Origin of the sequence: Paenibacillus sp. FSL W8-0426 (assembly GCF_037969725.1) — a bacterium.
Lineage (GTDB): Bacteria > Bacillota > Bacilli > Paenibacillales > Paenibacillaceae > Paenibacillus > Paenibacillus hubeiensis.
The window spans coordinates 85001-103167 of sequence record NZ_CP150203.1 but is presented as its reverse complement, the minus strand read 5'-3'; the positions used below and the strand labels follow the sequence as shown (position 1 = coordinate 103167).

Below are 18167 nucleotides of genomic sequence, written 5' to 3'. Positions count from 1 at the left end.
ATCTCACCCCATCTAATTCTCTTTGTCTGCCAAAGGAGGCTGCTCTTCCTCATCTTCTTCCTGATGTTTCTCCTCTTGCTGTTGCAGCCCGGAAGAAGGAAGCTCAATGATTACGGTAGTCCCTTTGTTCATGACGCTTTTAATATCCATCATGCCCTTATGGGATTGAATGATGCGCTGGCTGACCATTAGACCAAGACCCGTGCCGGTCTCCTTGTTCGTAAAGAACGGCTCACCCAGCTTGGGCATAATCTCTTCAGGAATACCGATGCCCTCATCCTTGATTTCGATTCGCACCCGCTGCTGTTCCTCCATATACTTCAGCTTGATCCGAATCGCCCCACCTTCAGGCATGGCCTCCATGCCATTTTTGAGCACGTTAATAAATACCTGCTTCAGTTGGTTCTCTTCACAGTGTACCATAGCCGATTCGGACGAGGCATTCAATATAAATTCAACGCCGTGCAAATGCGCCTGGCTGTCGAGCAACGAGATCACGTCTCCCAGAATGAAGCGAATATCGCGGTCCTGAAAATGCACAGCCTGGGGTTTGGCAAGAATCAAGAACTCGCCCACAATCAAGTTGATTCGGTCCAATTCGGATAACATCAGGTCCAAATGGCGATGGTTCAACTTGTTCGTCTGTTGTTGGAGCTGCAAAAATCCGCGCAGCGTTGTTAACGGGTTGCGAATTTCATGCGCCACACCTGCGGCGAGCTGGCCAACGGTCGTCAGCTTCTCCGAGCGTCTTAGGAGCTCTTCCATGCGATTTCGGTTGGTAATATCTCGCGATACACTGATGAGCGCCGTAATTTCCCCTTCCTCGTCTCTCACCGGAGCTGTACTGACGCTAACTTCAACCCGGCTTCCATCCTTCTTCATCCACACCGTCTCATTGGACGTAATGGATAATCCCTCAACGAGTTGGGCATGCTGCTCCAACATCTCTTCCTCCGCATCCGGAGGAATGATTCTGAGCTTACGTCCCTCTACCTCCCGGCTCTTCCATCCGTATAACTGTTCGAAGGCCCGATTGACCCTAAGCACATTACCTTCCAGATCGGTAATGTGTATGGCATCCGCCGTCTGATTGATGACGGATTCGAGGTGTTCCTTTACGGCCCTGTTTTCCTCATACATCTGCTTGAGGCGATTCGTGTAATGTCCGAGATTGCGAATCATGGCATTGATCCGGTTGGCCAACTGTCCCAGTTCGTCTCTCCTTCGAATTTTGAGGCGGAAGTCGAAATGCCCGTCGGCAACATCGTTCACCTTGTCCAGAATGGATTGAATCGGACGCGTAATATACCCTGCCAGCAAATAACTGCCAAAGATCACAATCTCCAGCAGAACCAGGGAGATTGAGGCATGGCTGACCAACTGTTCGGAAATCATGGAAGAGATCTGCCTATAGTCCGTGACGATGCTGATAACGTATGAGGACTGATTCGGCGCAAAGATCGGAATAAAGCTTTTGAGCACTTTTTGACCACGCGCTTGGCTCACGAAGGTGACGTTCTGGCCTGTGCGTACGGCTTTGACTACGGCTCGATGATCTTCTTCAGCAGTGCCGTACTGGTACGTGCCGAAACGGATGGGTTTATTATTGAGCTTGTTGAACTTCTCGTCTCTCCCGTCCACGTTCATGGTTGGACTCCCGAAGGTCAGAGGGTTGATTCCGGTAATTTCAAGAATGGAAGGATTGACCTCTCTGATTTTGTTCAGTATCTCATTCGGGCTAGAGATCTTCACATAGTCATCAACTTCGGCGTTATTATAGAAGGGATTGATTATGTAGTTTCTCTTGCCATCATGATAATAGCCCCATATATCTACATCCGACGGGCTTGAAGTGGAGTACTCGAAACCGTCTGACCAGAAATGGTCCTTCGTTTGACCTTGCGGAATCGTAACTTGATGTTTATCGAACAACTGCTTGAATGCTTCATACCAATAACTCATTGATTTGGTGGACAATCCAATCTCCCTTGGATCAGAGGAACGGGTGACGACAATATCGTCCGGGGTTTGCTCCAACAGCGAAATATGGGAAACGCCGACCTTTTGGCTCAGGCGAACCAGTTCTTCATTTGTGATATTATTAATATCCGGGTCCAGCTCTTCGGCAGCTATGATGGATGCAAGCCACAAATTGTTGCCGATTTGCCGTGTGACATAATTCGAACTGTACTGGTTCTGTTCGACAGCGATTGCAATCTGCTTGGCCGTGAGCACCATTTTCATTTCACTGTCCTGTCGCAGGTTTTCTTCCGTAGTATAATAATTTAGCGCGATGTTCAAAACGAGTATGACAAACACCGAGCACGACATGATTATGGATAACTTCGTTTTGATAGACAAATTTTTTGTTCACCTCTTGGCTTGTACCTTTGGCGATATATGGCAAATACTATATCCATCATAACGGTTGAATGGGTATTTGAAAAGGAGAATTGACCACAGTCCAAAAGTTACCGTTTGGGTCATCAGGTCGAAATTCATTGTTTTTTGTCATTTTCGCATCTACAATAAAATCAATCATGATTTTATACACAAATCCACAGGCTTGTGGATATCCTGTTTATAACTATGTGAGCAACTACTATGTTATCCACAGACTTATACACAACATGTTAACAAACGAATGTTTGTTCTCTTACATTGTTCTCTTCTGGAAGGAGTTTGACTAAAGCATGTTTGATCATTCTATCCCTACTGACTTCTCATCCTATTCCGAGGAGGAGCGGCATCAATTCTGGATGCGGGAAGCCATTGCCGAAGCACGCCAAGCCGAATCGCTGGGGGAAGTTCCGATCGGTGCCGTCATCGTTCAAAACGATCGTATTGTTGGACGCGGTTACAACCTGCGGGAAACCACTCTCGATTCAACCGCTCATGCAGAGATGGTAGCCATTCGGCAAGCCAGCGAAACGATTGGTGCTTGGCGCCTATTGGACTGCAGCCTGTACGTTACGCTGGAGCCTTGTCCAATGTGTGCGGGAGCTATTGTGCAATCACGGGTGCCGCGCGTAATTTTCGGTACTGCCGATCCCAAGGCCGGTTGCGCTGGAACGTTGATGAATTTGTTGCAGGAGCCTCGTTTTAACCATCAAACCGAAGTCATCGCGAACATTTTGCAGCCGGAATGTGCCTCGCTTTTAACTGAGTTTTTCAGGCGATTACGAAAAAAATAACTCTGGTTTATTTATGAAAGGACGTGCTGTATATGCCTTTGACCCTTTATGATACCCCTAACGGGATCCGCATGCGTTTGCTTACCACTTTGGATGCTGAGCCCTATTTGAACATGATCCGGGTTACTCGTGTCCCCTACCAAGCTGTGGAACCGATCCGAGACGACGAGTTTTACACATTGGATGCCCAGACCAGGCGTCTTGCAGATCGAATGAACGCGGCCGAACAAGGAACGGGGTATCAATTCGGGATTTTTTCATTGGGCGACGATGCCCTCATCGGTCAGGTGAGTCTTAACAACGTCGTTCATGGCGTTGCCAACTATGCGGATTTGGGTTACTTTATTCACCCCGACTATCAAGGCGGCGGACGAATGACTGCGGCTGTCAAGCTGGCTGTAGCGTATGCCTTCCGGGCATTAAAGCTGAATCGTGTTCAGGCTGCCATTTTGCCTTCCAACATGGGGTCGCAGCGCGTACTGGAGAAGAACGGCTTTCAGGCCGAAGGCATCGCCCGTAAATATCTCAAAATCAACGGCAAATATCAGGATCACCGGATTTATGCCATTGTTGCTGAGGATCTGCCCGAAGAACACGAATGATCTGGTGAGGACATAAAAAACTGCACCCTCAACACAGAAATGTTGGCAGTGCAGTTTTTTTATGACGTTATTCGGCCTGAGCCGCATGGACGATCGCTTCTACTCCGTAATTTTTGCTAATAGGACCAAATCCGAATGCAATCTGTCCGTTTATTTTATACACATGTCCATTTCGGACGGCTTTGAGCCCCTTCCAGACAGCACTTTTTTCCCACTCATCGGAAACTGCCGGCAATGACGGGTCTTCCATATTGAAGTATCCCAGGAAGAGATAATCCGGATCGAGCTCAGCCAGCCCCTCCAGCGTTAACTCTCCAGCCTCGGTCGATGGCGGTGTCAATCCCAGACCTTCATAATACTCGGTAATATAGTCTTTCCCTTGCAGGTAAGCTTGTTTCTCCCGAATTTGCAGAAAGGCAACCGTGCCATCCATCGATGCCAACTTGTTCTTGCCCTCGGCCAGCTTGCCGTCAAAATCACTGATGTATTTCTGCGCTGTCTCTTCTTGTCCCAAAATGTTACCGAACTCGTTAATGGTGGCACGCCACTCCTTGAAAACATCGCTTTTGGTCTCATCTATAACAATGGTCGGAGCGATCTGGTCAAGCTGCTCGATAATATCCTTGTTGGTCTCGCTTCCGGCAATGATCAAATCGGGATCATAGGCGAGCAGTGCTTCCAGGTTAACCTGCGTATTTTCACCTACCACTTCGATCTGTTTCTTTCCTTCGACATATGGTTTATAAAAATCGCTATCCAACAAAGATTGGTTCTTCGTAAATGGAAGCGTGATGGCGATCGAATCCAGCTCAAAAACCAACAGATCATCACTCAATCCCCAATGAGCGAGAGCTACCCTTTTCGGCTGCTGTTCCAACGTTACGCTTCCACGAGCATCCTGAATCGTACGTGGATAAGTTACGTTTGCCTCTTCCGTCGATTCCGGATCCACCGAGGTTTTCGAGTTTTCGGCCTTCTCGTTAGCGCTCTGTCGTGTATCTGTTTGCGTTTGACCCGATTCCGATTGTCCCGAGCAAGCCGCCAGCATGAAGACCAAAACGATGAGAGCAGCTAATAATCCTCTATTTTTATACTTTTTTCTGTACATCCGTATTATTCCTCCAGTGTGTATCGCACTCGAATATGATAACAATTATCATTATCAATTATACGGATGAAGCTTGTTTATACAATGGATATCGTCCGATTCAGGATGGATTTTTCCCTTCCCTACCCTTCTTTTTTATCTCAGAAGGCGCCAAGCCCATATGCAATTTGAAAACCCTGCTGAAGTAATACGGGTCTGCATAACCTACCTTGGCCGCAACCTCCTTTACGCTATAGTTGCCTACTTCAAGTAGTTCCCGTGCCCGATTCAAGCGATATTTAGAAAGGTAGCGCATCGGACCCATTCCCGAATACTGTTGAAATCTGTGAGAAAAATATTTGGATCTCATCCCGAACCTCGCCGCCAAGCCTTCCAGTGTCAACGGCTCCATGTATTGACGATGAATAAACTCCTGCGCCGCATTCATTATTCTGCCGCTCTCCCGATTCCGGGTGTTCCTTGATGCGCGCAGCACCGATTCGAGCAAACGATAGAACAATGTCTGTTTCTCCAACTGTTCCATATGCCCCGGCTTCGCAGCTACTTCAAGAAGGGCCAGCATCAGCTCTGCCTGCAGTCTCACCTCAGAGTCGTTCTGATCCATATTGATTTCCTGGATCATATGCGTATGGGCCGGATAACCCCCTCCCTCCATTAAGGATACTGGCATATAATGAATTAGTACATATTCGAAGTCTTCTTCCCCAACCTGAATTTCCAAATTCATATTCAAACCACCAATAAAGGAATTCCCGGGCTGTAGTGAAAGCCTGCACAGTTGGCCCTGAATATCCGTAAAACGAAATTCCGCCCGACCATTAAGCACCAAGAGCAATGCGCATTTCTCGGTTCGCTTTTCTTTGTGGCCATCATAGTATTTTTCTGCTTCCAGTAACGTGCGATAAACACCGTAAACACGAACAGGATGCCGGGCGAATTCCAGCGCAAGCTGTTCATCTCCAAGGGTCATGCTTGCCTTCTCCTTCCTGTTTCGTTGCGTAATATTGTTTTTATTTAGTTTATCTCTCGCCTTTCCCATTTGTATAGAAAAAAACCGCCTCCGTTCAAATGAAGGAGCACTCCTTCATTTTACGAAAAGACGGTTTGTTTTTATTTCAGATAGGCTTAGTAGCCGTAAGAACTATTCATCAGTTCTTCCAACTCATCCATTTTGATGACGTCATCGCCAGAAGGGATGTTAATTTGGAATGCTGGTTTTTCATTGATTTTCGTATACGTATTCGATGCGGTAAATGCAAGTTTGATTTCATCCTTCGTATCCGGATCTTTGATCAGAACGTCTGCATTCATTTTTTGGTATACCGGGAAGTCTTGTTTATCCAGGGCAAAATCGATGTTGAACGCATTGATGGTCAGTACATCTTTCAGTTTATCCAGATCCTTTTCCATCTCCGCTTTATCTTCCTCGGTCAGTTTCAAATCCGATTTAGCTTGATCGATATCTTCTTGCGTCAGTTGCAGCACTTCGCGATATTCGTCTTTGGAAATAATGTCGATCACTTTAGGCAAAGCTTTGGTTACCAATACGGTAACGGCTTCCTTCACGTTGTCATTGTTTACCGTGAATTGAACCACTTGTTTTGCATCTACGCCTTCAGGCAGTTTTGCATCCTTGGTGTCGAGGTTTTTGAAAAACTTGTTTTGGTCATACTCGCTAAGTACGGCATCCATCAATTCGTTGCTCAGCTTTTGCGTTTTGGCCGCATCCATCGCGCTTGGGTTCCATTCGGTACCTTCCTGTTCAGCAAGCTGTTTCAGGTCAATCTCGACAAATTTGTTTACCAACGTTTCCGGAATCGGCAAGAACGGAATGCTTGGAACCTTAACATACATTTTCTCCGCAGTTAAGACCATCGGGATGTTGAACGTCATGCCCATGTCGCCTTTAAGCTCGATGCCTAAAGTCATTTCGGTTTGCATTGGCTCAGCTTGGTATACACCCGTAATATTCAGCTGGGCATCCTTCAGCATGCTCATGAATTGAGTTACGGTCGGATCCTGCGTCGATTGGTCCTGTGGTTTATAGCTCAGTTCGTTAATGGTAAAGTTGGATTTCATCTCATACGAAGTCAGTTTAGATGCGTTCGCTGCTGCTGTTTTTAACGCTTCTTTCGGTTCTTGTTTGCTGCTGCATGCGGTTAATGCCAAAGATACCGTCAACAGCAATGTAAGAAGAAGCGCCCCCATACGTTTTGTCATTGATTTGTTTCTCTCCTCTCGTGTGTCTGCCCCCAAAAAAGCAATTCAAGTTCAATGATAAACCATAAATTGAAAAACGGAAACACATTTTGGGAAATTTGTGTCCCAACACGGAAAAATAGCTAGAAAGACCTATGTTAGGTTTAGGCGCGCACCGTTACCATCCCAAGGTATATGTATTAATACGCAAAAACTCTGGTTAGGTAACCAGAGTTTTATGTCTTGCTAAATATATAAAATCCGTTATATTTTGATTCTGCTATTCTGCCTAGCCTTCAGGATTCAAGTGACCCACATGGTTCCGGTTTTTTACTTTTTTCGACCCGGACAATGGCTCTTGCATGGTCGAATCCTTGCGTGAATCCCGATGATTTTGTCCGGAATCTTGAGCTTCGGGTACGGGCACAGCCTTTGGTTTGCTCATATGGTTACCTCCAGTACAAGAGATTAGGAATGGGATGGGTCCATGTCTTCCGTTTTATCATGATTCAAGGAATCCTGATGGCGACGGTCGTTGGTATCCTGCTGTATCTGTTGGGCATGATGGCTATTGACGACAGTCTGCTCCAGATCGGCGGCAACGTTTTGCAAATTTTTGTCCACGCCTGCTTTGGCTTTGCTCAAGTTCCTCACTCCTTTGGATCACAAGTTATCGGTTCGTTTTCGACTGCAAAGACTGGGCACATTCATGGATGTGACGTTTATAGTCGTAAGCTAGTTCTTGTATGGATTCGGTGCGCTCATCGGTAGTTCTGCCATCCCGTTCAACGTCCACGAGCTGGACCTCGACTTCACGCGAGTCCACGTAAGCACATTTAAAGTCGAAGGAATACATCTGATGCCCTGCCGTCTCGATGTGTATGCGTATCGCTTGCTGATCGGCTTCATCGGCCATTACCTGTGCCTGATCGCCTACATTCAAGACCTGGGGCAGCACTTCCTGCCAAGCGTCCACAAGCTCATTTTGATCCATGTTCAACTCGCGGTTCATTATTGACCACCTCCACCCCTATAAGTTGCGGCGTTGAGCATGTTTTTATGCATCTGCTTCGAACGCGAATGGAAGGCTGCCGTTAGCGTTATAAAGCCAAGAAAATCAAAAAAGGATTCAGGCATATACGCCCAAATCCTTGTCATTATTATAAGTTGGCGGAGAGAGTGGGATTCGAACCCACGTGAGCTTGCACTCTAACGGTTTTCAAGACCGCCCCGTTATGACCGCTTCGGTATCTCTCCAGGTTATAAAGAACTATAAAGTTGCCACGAAACTTATCATACCACATCATTATATGCGGAAGCAACCCTTTTACTTTGCTCCATGTGGGATTAAAATCCGGCGTTTTATTACGAAATGTTACGCCGGATCCCCACTTGGTTTTTATTGCCTACGAACGGCGGGTGATTACGCTAATGCCTCCCATATAAGGGCGAAGAACCTCAGGGATCACAACCGAACCATCCTCTTGCTGGTAGTTTTCCAGGATTGCTGCAAGGGTACGGCCAACCGCCAGACCGGAACCATTCAAGGTATGTACGAATTCCGGCTTCGCTTTAGCCTCCCTGCGGAAGCGGATGTTGGCACGGCGTGCCTGAAAATCCTCGCAATTGGAGCAAGAAGAAATTTCACGGTACGTATTGCTCTCCGGCAACCATACCTCTAGATCGTACGTTTTGGCAGATGTAAAGCCCATATCCCCTGTGCACAACGTCAAAACACGGTAAGGGAGCTCAAGCAATTGAAGCACGCGCTCCGCATTTTGGGTCATTTTCTCCAATTCCTCATACGAGGTTTCTGGCGTCGCGAGTTTGAGCAGCTCCACCTTGTTGAACTGGTGCTGGCGAATCAAACCGCGTGTATCTCGACCGGCGGAGCCGGCCTCGGAACGGAAGCAAGAGCTGTACGCCACGAAATGCTTCGGCAGATCTTCCACGTTCAAAATTTCTTCGCGATGATAGTTCGTGACGGGAACTTCCGCTGTCGGAATCAGATAATATTCGGTATCCTTCAGTTTGAACAAATCTTCTTCGAACTTTGGCAACTGGCCTGTACCAAACAAGCTATCTCGGTTGACGATATAAGGAGGCAAGATTTCTTCGTATCCATGCTGATCGCTGTGCAGATCCATCATGAAATTGATCAGTGCACGCTCCAAACGTGCTCCAAGCCCTTTGTAGAAAGTAAACCGGGAACCTGTAACTTTCGCAGCCGCTTCAAAATCAAGGATGTTCAGCTCCTGCGCAATTTCCCAATGTGCTTTTGGTGTAAAAGAAAAGCTTTTCGGTTCGGACCAGCGGCGAATTTCCACATTATCCTCTTCGGATGCGCCCACCGGCACGCTCTCGTTTGGAATGTTGGGAATAGCCATGGTCAGGTCATTGATTTGGGCTTCCAGTTCGCGAACCTCTTCATCCATTGCTTTGATCCGATCAGAAACCTCACGCATTTCAACGATGAGTTCATCCGCATTCTCACGGTTTTTTTTGCGTTTGGCCACCTCGGCGGAAACGGTGTTTCGCTGGTTTTTCAACGCTTCGCTCTCCTGCAGAAGCTCGCGGCGCTTGGTATCCAACTCGGTGAACCCCGAGATCAGGTCCAACGACTTGCCGCGGTTGTTAAGCGCTTCTTCCACTCGATTCAATTCATTTCGCAAAATTCTTACATCAAGCACTACTACCCCTCCTAAATCCTCCGCGTAATAAGCCCCTTACTCTTTTATCGGCATTATTAGGGAGCCCTTATAACTTCGCTTTTCATGGAACCAAAAAAACAACCTTTATCTCCCGGTGACAAGATACCCCACGCTGCGATCCCCGCTTTGTCTCATCAAGCAGATACGGGCAACATCAGGCATCTGATCACATACAATTCCTGAGCAATGGCATAACCATCACAGGGGTGATCGATATCGGGAGATCATAGGTTGTGCATTATTTATTCATGGTTAGGTACAGCATTCTTAGCGGAACGAGCCATGTCTACAAAATAAGCATGCAGACGATAATCGTCCGTAAGCTCCGGATGATAGGAACATGCCAGCAAGTTCCCCTGACGAGCTGTGACGATTTCGTCGTTATAGGTGGAAAGCACATTTACCCCTTCCCCTACGCTTTCGATCAAAGGCGCGCGTATAAATACGGCCCTTACCGGTCCTTCAATGCCTTTGACAGGCAGATCCGTTTCAAAGCTCTCCCTCTGACGACCAAACGCATTCCGGGATACCGTCATGTCCATAAGGCCCAGGTGAGCCTCTTCCTGTCCAGCTATACGCTCTGCCATAACAATCAATCCCGCGCATGTGCCGAAAACAGGCTTTCCTTCAGCTGCAAAAGAACGAATGGCCTCCATAAAGCCGTATTTGCGCATAAGCTTGCCTATCGTCGTACTCTCTCCGCCAGGAAGGATCAGGCCGTCCAATTCAGCCAATTGTTCAACCTGCTTGACAGGTACGCCCTCTGCCCCGGCAAGTTCGATGCTGCGTATATGTTCGGTTACCGCACCTTGAAGTGCCAAAACGCCAATCTTCATTTTCGCATTTTCCTTCCCTTACATGCCACGATCCTGCATGCGCTCGGAAGGGGCAAGTTTGGAGATTTCATTACTGTGTTTAAGCTGGAAAATCATCAGATTATACGTAGAATCCTAACTTGATATTTTACCGGAAAACCAACCAAGTTACAATCCATCCGATCGAATAACACGCAAACGGCTGAAGGCTTATCCTCTGCTGCCACCTTTGCGTAATATTCATGGATGGTTCGGATCGGCCCTGCTCGTTAGAAGAGGTTCTTGATTCCGTCGAACAGATCAACGAAGAAATCTTTAATGGCACGGAAGAACAACCGGAACCATCCGCCTTTTTCCGCGTCTTCTGCCGTGATCAGGTTTACCGTTTTCTCCTGAGGCTCCATGCCGTCCGCTTTATAGGTGTAGGTTACCGTTCCAACCTTGGTTCCTGCTTTGATTGGGGCCACCAGTTCGTTATCGTTCGATACGTTCGTCTTGAACGTAACATCCAGGTTCTGCGTACCCTTCGGAACGACAAAGCTTACCGCATTATCGGTCACGACAGGAACTGTTGTTTCACTCCCCTTTTTAAGAGGAACGGATTCCAGACCGGTTACCTTTGTTTTTGCAGCAACTGCCTGCTTGACCTCAAAATTGTTAAATCCATAATCCAGTACCTTCCGTGTTTCCGTAAAGCGTGCTGCTTCAGAAGTGGTGCCCATTACTACGCTGATGTAACGCAATCCATTACGCTCAGCAGTTCCCGTGAAATTGTTGCCTGCTTTCGTAGTGTGACCTGTCTTCATGCCGTCCAAACCTTCGTAAGCAAAGCTTTTGAAGTTGGTGATATCTTTATTTGCTTCCAGCATCCAGTTGTAGTTAATGATTGGCGCCTTGTCGTTTGGACGGAATTTGTAGGATTGAATCGTCGTAAAATCCTTATAGTCCGGATGGTCTTTAATGATGTATCTGCATAGGATCGCCGCATCATACGCCGACATCACCGTTTCCTTGTCTTCGGCAGGACGGTAATCCTCCGGCATGTCAGCACGGTCAAGACCTGTAGAGTTAATAAAATACGTATCTTTCATGCCCATACGCTGTGCTTCTTCGTTCATCATTTTTACGAACTCGGCTTCAGAGCCAGCGACATATTCCGCCAGCGCAACCGTAGCATCATTTGCCGAGCCTACAGCCATCGCGATGTACAGCTCCTTAACTGTATGCTTGTCCCCTTTGGCCAGAAAAATGCGGGAACCGATACTTTTTGCTGCGTTATCCTTAACCTCAACGACGTCATCCCAGCTGAATTTTCCTTGCTTGACCTGTTCAGCCACGATATATTCCGTCATCATTTTGGTCATGCTCGCAGGTGGCATAGCTTCATTCGCATTCACATTCAGAAGAACTTCCCCTGTGGAGGCCTCCATGAGAATCGCCGATTTAACCTTCAGCCCGAGGGAATCCACGGATGGAATCTGTGCTGCTTTTGCCGTTTGTGTTTTGGTAGCTGCCGCAGTAAGAACCTGACCCGAATTATTCGCTGCCGCCATGACCGGCATGACCGCGGACATGCAGAGCATGTTGACCAGCATCATCGACGCTACGCTTTTTTTGAGCAATTGGCGTTTATTTTTATTCGTTCGTTTAGCTTTCAATGTAGTGAATTCTCCCTTCACATCCGAAGCTGTGGAACAGCTTGAACTGTGATATTTTTTTGCCCTGAACCGTGCAGATGTTGGTGTGAATCTTTTTCTTTGTATATGCGCTGTATCGAAAGAGCGATGCCGTCGCTCTGAAAGTACAAGATCGATCGTCACTTAATCAGCATATCTACATGCTTATGTAGAAGGACATATGCGCTTCATAATGATAAAACAGAAACTGCATCGGTGCCTCTTGATAAGGCCCATGCAGGAAGGACTTCAATAAACGAGAAACCCTTCATAAAAACGCCACAGGCTTGTCCGGGCAATTTTAACAACAATGTCGCTTCGCCCTCGTTTGCCCATGGTCCGTAACCACCCTTACTATTCTATCACAGGGGTATCCGCAAAAAAAGACAAGCCCGGCGAAAATCGCCGAGCCTGCCTTGGGAATAAATGACACCCTTCTGATTACAAGGAGTAGTTAGGTGCCTCTTTTGTAATTTGTACATCATGCGGATGGCTTTCGCGAAGCCCTGCTCCGGTAATGCGGATAAACGCCGTATCGTTGCGCAGCTGCTCCAGGTTGCTTGTCCCGCAGTATCCCATACCGGAACGCAGACCTCCGATCAACTGGTGAATCGTATCCGAGATCGGCCCTTTGTAAGCAACGCGGCCTTCGATCCCTTCAGGAACGAGCTTTTTGTCGTCATCTTGGAAGTAACGGTCCTTACTGCCTTGTTTCATGGCAGCGAGGGAACCCATTCCGCGATATACTTTAAAGCGGCGTCCTTGATAAATCTCCGACTCGCCCGGGCTTTCTTCCGTACCTGCAAACAGGCTTCCCAGCATAACTGCATGAGCCCCGGCAGCAAGAGCTTTTGTAATCTCGCCGGAATATTTGATCCCGCCGTCGGCGATGATCGGTACACCGTATTCGCGTGCAACCGTTGCGCAATCGTATACGGCCGTTACTTGCGGAACGCCGATTCCAGCGATAACACGGGTTGTACAGATCGAACCCGGGCCGATACCCACTTTGACTACCGAAGCACCTGCCTCGATCAAGTCGCGTGTTGCATCACCCGTTGCAACGTTGCCTGCAACAATGGTCAGGTTCGGGAAACGTTCACGCAGTTGGCGAACCGCATCTAGGATATTAATGTGATGGCCATGAGCGGAATCAACCGTAATCAGGTCCACGCCGGCTTGTACCAATGCTTCGGCACGTTCGAACGTATCTTTGGAAATGCCGATCGCTGCGCCGACGAGCAGGCGTCCTTGAGCATCTTTGGCTGCGTTCGGGAATTGAATTGCTTTTTCGATATCTTTAATGGTGATGAGCCCTTTAAGGGTGTTCGTCTCGTCCACCAAAGGAAGCTTCTCGATCTTATGCTTCTGCAGAATCCCCTCGGCTTCTTGCAGCGTTGTGCCGACAGGAGCAGTTACCAGGTTTTCACGAGTCATTACATCATTGATTTTGATTCCGTAATCGTGAATGAAACGCAAATCGCGATTTGTCAAAATACCGACCAGCTTTTGATCGGCATCCACGATCGGCACACCGGAAATCCGGTATTTAGCCATAACCGCTTCGGCATCGGATACCAGGTGATCGGCAGTGAGAGAGAACGGATTGGTGATGACGCCACTCTCGGAACGTTTAACACGGTCCACTTCTTCAGCCTGTTGTTCGACGGACATGTTTTTATGGATGATACCAATGCCGCCTTCCCGAGCGATGGCAATTGCCATTGTTGCTTCTGTAACGGTATCCATCCCGGCACTGATCAAAGGGATGTTCAATTTCACGTTATCGCTCAAACGAACGGATACGTCTACTTCCTTAGGCAGTGTCTCGGATTTCCGTGGCACCAGCAAAACATCGTCGAAGGTCAAGCCTTCCTTACCAAATTTGTCTTCCCACACGCGGGTGTTCCTCCTTAATATGTGCTCTGCTTTACGGTCCAAAATCTGTTGATTCCAGGCTGTATGTTCCTAAAAAGTACGTTACTTAAAAATTTATTATTGCCATGATAGCAAAGCGCTATTTAGACTGTCAAGGAAAACCGCCCTCTTCTATAGGGTGTACCGTCTGTTGAACACATATGTATGTACACTGAGGACAAATGGAAAGATAAGACAAATCACTCTTTCCGTTTGAAATGGTTTGCTTGTCAAAATGTACTATATAATAAGGCCTTTTTTTGATGCATAAATTCACTAAATATATCTATAAAAAAATAAAAACCACCGCCGATTACATCGGCAGTGGTTCTTCGCTTGGCGGCTTCCTACTCTCCCAGGACCCTGCGGTCCAAGTACCATCGGCGCTAGAGGGCTTAACGGTCGTGTTCGGGATGGGAACGTGTGGAACCCCTCCGCCATCGCCACCAAACGATTTTGCTTTGGATTGAAAAACGATCCGTACATCAAGTGATGTACCCGTTTTTCACTCAGAGATTGCTCTCTGAAAACTGGGTTCGAAACGAAACTTGCGATCTTAGAACCTGCATTTCTTGGATAAGCCCTCGACCGATTAGTACTGGTCAGCTCCATGCATTGCTGCACTTCCACCCCCAGCCTATCTACCTCGTCGTCTTCAAGGGGTCTTACATACTGGGAAATCTCATCTTGAGGGGGGCTTCACGCTTAGATGCTTTCAGCGCTTATCCCGTCCGTACATAGCTACCCAGCGGTGCTCCTGGCGGAACAACTGGTACACCAGCGGTACGTCCATCCCGGTCCTCTCGTACTAAGGACAGCTCCTCTCAAATTTCCTACGCCCACGACAGATAGGGACCGAACTGTCTCACGACGTTCTGAACCCAGCTCGCGTACCGCTTTAATGGGCGAACAGCCCAACCCTTGGGACCTACTTCAGCCCCAGGATGCGATGAGCCGACATCGAGGTGCCAAACCTCCCCGTCGATGTGGACTCTTGGGGGAGATAAGCCTGTTATCCCCAGGGTAGCTTTTATCCGTTGAGCGATGGCCCTTCCATGCGGTACCACCGGATCACTAAGCCCGACTTTCGTCCCTGCTCGACTTGTAGGTCTCGCAGTCAAGCTCCCTTATGCCTTTGCACTCTTCGAATGATTTCCAACCATTCTGAGGGAACCTTTGGGCGCCTCCGTTACTCTTTAGGAGGCGACCGCCCCAGTCAAACTGCCCACCTGACACTGTCCCCGTACCCGATCAGGGCACCAGGTTAGAACCTAGATACGATCAGGGTGGTATCCCAACGGTGCCTCCACACAAGCTGGCGCTCATGCTTCTCAGGCTCCCACCTATCCTGTACAGATCGTACCCAAATTCAATATCAAGCTGCAGTAAAGCTCCATGGGGTCTTTCCGTCTTGTCGCGGGTAACCTGCATCTTCACAGGTATTAAAATTTCACCGGATCTCTCGTTGAGACAGCGCCCAAGTCGTTACGCCATTCGTGCGGGTCAGAATTTACCTGACAAGGAATTTCGCTACCTTAGGACCGTTATAGTTACGGCCGCCGTTTACTGGGGCTTCGGTTCACAGCTTCGGGATTACTCCCTAACCGCTCCCCTTAACCTTCCAGCACCGGGCAGGCGTCAGCCCGTATACTTCGCCTTACGGCTTCGCACAGACCTGTGTTTTTGCTAAACAGTCGCTTGGGCCTTTTCACTGCGGCCCCCTCGTGCTATTCACACTACCGGGGCACCCCTTCTCCCGAAGTTACGGGGTCATTTTGCCGAGTTCCTTAACGAGAGTTCTTCCGCGCGCCTTAGAATTCTCTTCTCGCCTACCTGTGTCGGTTTGCGGTACGGGCACCTTCATCTGGCTAGAGGCTTTTCTTGGCAGTGTGAGATCATGACCTTCGCTACTGTAATTTTCACTCCCCATCACAGCTCAGCCTTGCGGTTAGCGGATTTGCCTACTAACCAGCCTCACTGCTTGGACAGGCATCCATCAGCCTGCGTCACTACCCTACTGCGTCCCCCCATCGCTCGTAACGATTTACGGTGGTACAGGAATTTCGACCTGTTGTCCTTCGACTACGCCTTTCGGCCTCGCCTTAGGTCCCGACTTACCCTGAGCGGACGAACCTTCCTCAGGAACCCTTAGGCTTTCGGCGGATCAGATTCTCACTGATCTTTTCGTTACTCATACCGGCATTCTCACTTGTATAATGTCCAGCGCTCCTTACGGTACACCTTCAACCCTTATACAACGCTCCCCTACCCCTGATCATAAGATCAAGCCATAGCTTCGGTGGTGTGTTTAGCCCCGTTACATTTTCGGCGCAGAGTCACTCGACCAGTGAGCTATTACGCACTCTTTAAATGATGGCTGCTTCTAAGCCAACATCCTGGTTGTCTGTGCAACTCCACATCCTTTCCCACTTAACACACACTTGGGGACCTTAGCTGATGGTCTGGGCTGTTTCCCTTTTGACAATGGATCTTAGCACTCACTGTCTGACTCCCGGAAGTAAGTCTATGGCATTCGGAGTTTGACTGAGCTTGGTAACCCTTGCGGGCCCCGCACCCAATCAGTGCTCTACCTCCACGACTCTGTTTTCCGAGGCTAGCCCTAAAGCTATTTCGGGGAGAACCAGCTATCTCCGAGTTCGATTGGAATTTCTCCGCTACCCCCACCTCATCCCCGCACTTTTCAACGTGCGTGGGTTCGGGCCTCCAGTGCGTGTTACCGCACCTTCACCCTGGACAGGGGTAGATCACCCGGTTTCGGGTCTACGTCCACGTACTATGTCGCCCTATTCAGACTCGCTTTCGCTGCGGCTCCGGCTTCTCACCTTAACCTTGCACGGGAACGTAACTCGCCGGTTCATTCTACAAAAGGCACGCCATCACCCATAGATCGGGCTCTGACTTCTTGTAAGCACACGGTTTCAGGTTCTATTTCACTCCCCTTCCGGGGTGCTTTTCACCTTTCCCTCACGGTACTGCTTCACTATCGGTCGCTAGGAAGTATTTAGCCTTGGCAGATGGTCCTGCCGGATTCATACGGGGTTTCACGTGCCCCGCACTACTCGGGATCCGTCTCGGAGGGAGCAGACTTTCAATTACAGGGCTTTTACCTTCTATGGCGGGCCTTTCCAGACCTCTTCGTTTAACCGGCTCCTTTGTAACTCCATGTGAGACGTCCCACAACCCCAGAGAGCAAGCTCCCTGGTTTGGGCTGTTCCGCGTTCGCTCGCCGCTACTGACGGAATCACTATTGTTTTCTCTTCCTCAGGGTACTTAGATGTTTCAGTTCCCCTGGTATGCCTCTCCTGCCCTATGTATTCAGACAAGAGTAACTGGGTATTACGCCAGCTGGGTTTCCCCATTCGGACATCCCCGGATCAAAGCTTGCTTACAGCTCCCCGAGGCAGTATCGTTGTTCGCCACGTCCTTCATCGGCTCCTAGCGCCTAGGCATCCTCCGTGTGCTCTTAGTAGCTTAACCATGTTACTCATAAAGAGTAAGATGCAATCTACCGTTTTATTGAAACTTGTTTGACACAAGTTCAGCTAAAAGGAATGTTCTAATTCGCATTTTTCGTTTCGATATCCAGTTTTCAAGGAACAATCTCGTTTGCTTTCGGGCCGTTCACGGAATGTGTCGGTCGAAAGTTACGAGCATGTGTTTGAGAGTTTGAACTCTCAAAACTGAGCAACGAGTGAGTAAGTGTGCAGCTGAGCTGCTTATTTGAATGTCTTCATCGCAGAAGACGATTCTCCATAGAAAGGAGGTGATCCAGCCGCACCTTCCGATACGGCTACCTTGTTACGACTTCACCCCAATCATCTACCCCACCTTCGGCGGCTGGCTCCTTGCGGTTACCCCACCGACTTCGGGTGTTGTAAACTCTCGTGGTGTGACGGGCGGTGTGTACAAGACCCGGGAACGTAT

At 48.5% G+C, this 18167-nt stretch carries 13 protein-coding genes, 1 tRNA gene and 3 rRNA genes (1 of these 17 cut by a window edge); 2 read left to right on the top strand and 15 right to left on the bottom strand.

Annotated features, from left to right (window positions below):
• Positions 1-12: 12 nt before the first annotated feature.
• Positions 13-2361, bottom strand: a complete 2349-nt coding sequence (locus tag MKY59_RS00480; protein ID WP_339275498.1) for a PAS domain S-box protein — start codon at positions 2359-2361, stop codon at positions 13-15.
• 332 nt (positions 2362-2693) lie between these two features.
• On the opposite strand from MKY59_RS00480, the gene tadA reads away from it, so the two are divergent.
• The gene (tadA, locus tag MKY59_RS00475) at positions 2694-3194 is read left to right on the top strand and encodes a tRNA adenosine(34) deaminase TadA (RefSeq protein WP_339275496.1); all 501 of its coding nucleotides are present in this window, start codon (positions 2694-2696) and stop codon (positions 3192-3194) included.
• A 32-nt stretch (positions 3195-3226) separates the two neighbouring features.
• Positions 3227-3796, top strand: coding sequence for a GNAT family protein (locus MKY59_RS00470; protein WP_339275495.1), 570 nt, complete (start codon positions 3227-3229; stop codon positions 3794-3796).
• A gap of 67 nt (positions 3797-3863) precedes the next feature.
• Here MKY59_RS00470 and MKY59_RS00465 read toward each other — a convergent pair whose 3' ends face one another.
• The 14 genes from MKY59_RS00465 to MKY59_RS00400 all read right to left on the bottom strand — a co-directional run.
• Positions 3864-4904, bottom strand: coding sequence for an ABC transporter substrate-binding protein (locus tag MKY59_RS00465; RefSeq protein WP_339275494.1), 1041 nt, complete (start codon positions 4902-4904; stop codon positions 3864-3866).
• 100 nt (positions 4905-5004) lie between these two features.
• On the bottom strand, positions 5005-5874 hold the full coding sequence (locus MKY59_RS00460; protein WP_339275493.1) for an AraC family transcriptional regulator: 870 nt from the start codon (positions 5872-5874) through the stop codon (positions 5005-5007).
• A gap of 155 nt (positions 5875-6029) precedes the next feature.
• On the bottom strand, positions 6030-7124 hold the full coding sequence (locus tag MKY59_RS00455) for a hypothetical protein (RefSeq protein ID WP_236421479.1): 1095 nt from the start codon (positions 7122-7124) through the stop codon (positions 6030-6032).
• A 268-nt stretch (positions 7125-7392) separates the two neighbouring features.
• Positions 7393-7548, bottom strand: a complete 156-nt coding sequence (locus tag MKY59_RS00450) for a small acid-soluble spore protein P (RefSeq protein WP_236421478.1) — start codon at positions 7546-7548, stop codon at positions 7393-7395.
• Positions 7549-7571: 23 nt separating this feature from the next.
• Positions 7572-7748: a hypothetical protein gene (locus MKY59_RS00445; protein WP_236421477.1), complete on the bottom strand. Its 177-nt coding sequence runs from the start codon at positions 7746-7748 to the stop codon at positions 7572-7574.
• A 25-nt stretch (positions 7749-7773) separates the two neighbouring features.
• The gene (locus tag MKY59_RS00440; RefSeq protein WP_236421476.1) at positions 7774-8115 is read right to left on the bottom strand and encodes a hypothetical protein; all 342 of its coding nucleotides are present in this window, start codon (positions 8113-8115) and stop codon (positions 7774-7776) included.
• A gap of 156 nt (positions 8116-8271) precedes the next feature.
• A tRNA-Ser gene (locus MKY59_RS00435) sits at positions 8272-8360 on the bottom strand.
• A 149-nt stretch (positions 8361-8509) separates the two neighbouring features.
• A complete protein-coding gene (serS, locus tag MKY59_RS00430) occupies positions 8510-9793 on the bottom strand; it encodes a serine--tRNA ligase (RefSeq protein WP_236421475.1) in 1284 nt (427 codons plus the stop codon).
• Positions 9794-10056: 263 nt separating this feature from the next.
• A complete protein-coding gene (gene pdxT, locus MKY59_RS00425; RefSeq protein ID WP_236421474.1) occupies positions 10057-10650 on the bottom strand; it encodes a pyridoxal 5'-phosphate synthase glutaminase subunit PdxT in 594 nt (197 codons plus the stop codon).
• 248 nt (positions 10651-10898) lie between these two features.
• Positions 10899-12227 carry a D-alanyl-D-alanine carboxypeptidase family protein gene (locus tag MKY59_RS00420; RefSeq protein ID WP_339278294.1) on the bottom strand — a complete coding sequence of 443 codons (1329 nt, stop codon included), beginning with the start codon at positions 12225-12227 and terminating at the stop codon, positions 10899-10901.
• 519 nt (positions 12228-12746) lie between these two features.
• Positions 12747-14204, bottom strand: coding sequence for an IMP dehydrogenase (gene guaB / locus MKY59_RS00415; RefSeq protein ID WP_236421473.1), 1458 nt, complete (start codon positions 14202-14204; stop codon positions 12747-12749).
• A gap of 352 nt (positions 14205-14556) precedes the next feature.
• Positions 14557-14673 (bottom strand): 5S ribosomal RNA (gene rrf / locus MKY59_RS00410).
• A gap of 121 nt (positions 14674-14794) precedes the next feature.
• A 23S ribosomal RNA gene (locus MKY59_RS00405) occupies positions 14795-17720 on the bottom strand.
• A gap of 279 nt (positions 17721-17999) precedes the next feature.
• Positions 18000-18167, bottom strand: a 16S ribosomal RNA gene (locus MKY59_RS00400); it runs 1384 nt beyond the window's last position.
• The 16S, 23S and 5S rRNA genes sit together here, the layout of an rRNA operon.

Excerpts from the sequence above, each read along its gene's own strand:
- MKY59_RS00455 (WP_236421479.1), bottom strand. The coding sequence starts at position 7,124 with ATGACAAAACGTATGGGGGCGCTTCTTCTTACATTGCTGTTGACGGTA.
- MKY59_RS00470 (WP_339275495.1), top strand. The coding sequence starts at position 3,227 with ATGCCTTTGACCCTTTATGATACCCCTAACGGGATCCGCATGCGTTTG.
- MKY59_RS00420 (WP_339278294.1), bottom strand. The coding sequence starts at position 12,227 with ATGATGCTGGTCAACATGCTCTGCATGTCCGCGGTCATGCCGGTCATG.
- MKY59_RS00440 (WP_236421476.1), bottom strand. The coding sequence starts at position 8,115 with ATGAACCGCGAGTTGAACATGGATCAAAATGAGCTTGTGGACGCTTGG.
- tadA (WP_339275496.1), top strand. The coding sequence starts at position 2,694 with ATGTTTGATCATTCTATCCCTACTGACTTCTCATCCTATTCCGAGGAG.
- MKY59_RS00460 (WP_339275493.1), bottom strand. The coding sequence starts at position 5,874 with ATGACCCTTGGAGATGAACAGCTTGCGCTGGAATTCGCCCGGCATCCT.
- MKY59_RS00450 (WP_236421478.1), bottom strand. The coding sequence starts at position 7,548 with ATGAGCAAACCAAAGGCTGTGCCCGTACCCGAAGCTCAAGATTCCGGA.
- MKY59_RS00465 (WP_339275494.1), bottom strand. The coding sequence starts at position 4,904 with ATGTACAGAAAAAAGTATAAAAATAGAGGATTATTAGCTGCTCTCATC.
- pdxT (WP_236421474.1), bottom strand. The coding sequence starts at position 10,650 with ATGAAGATTGGCGTTTTGGCACTTCAAGGTGCGGTAACCGAACATATA.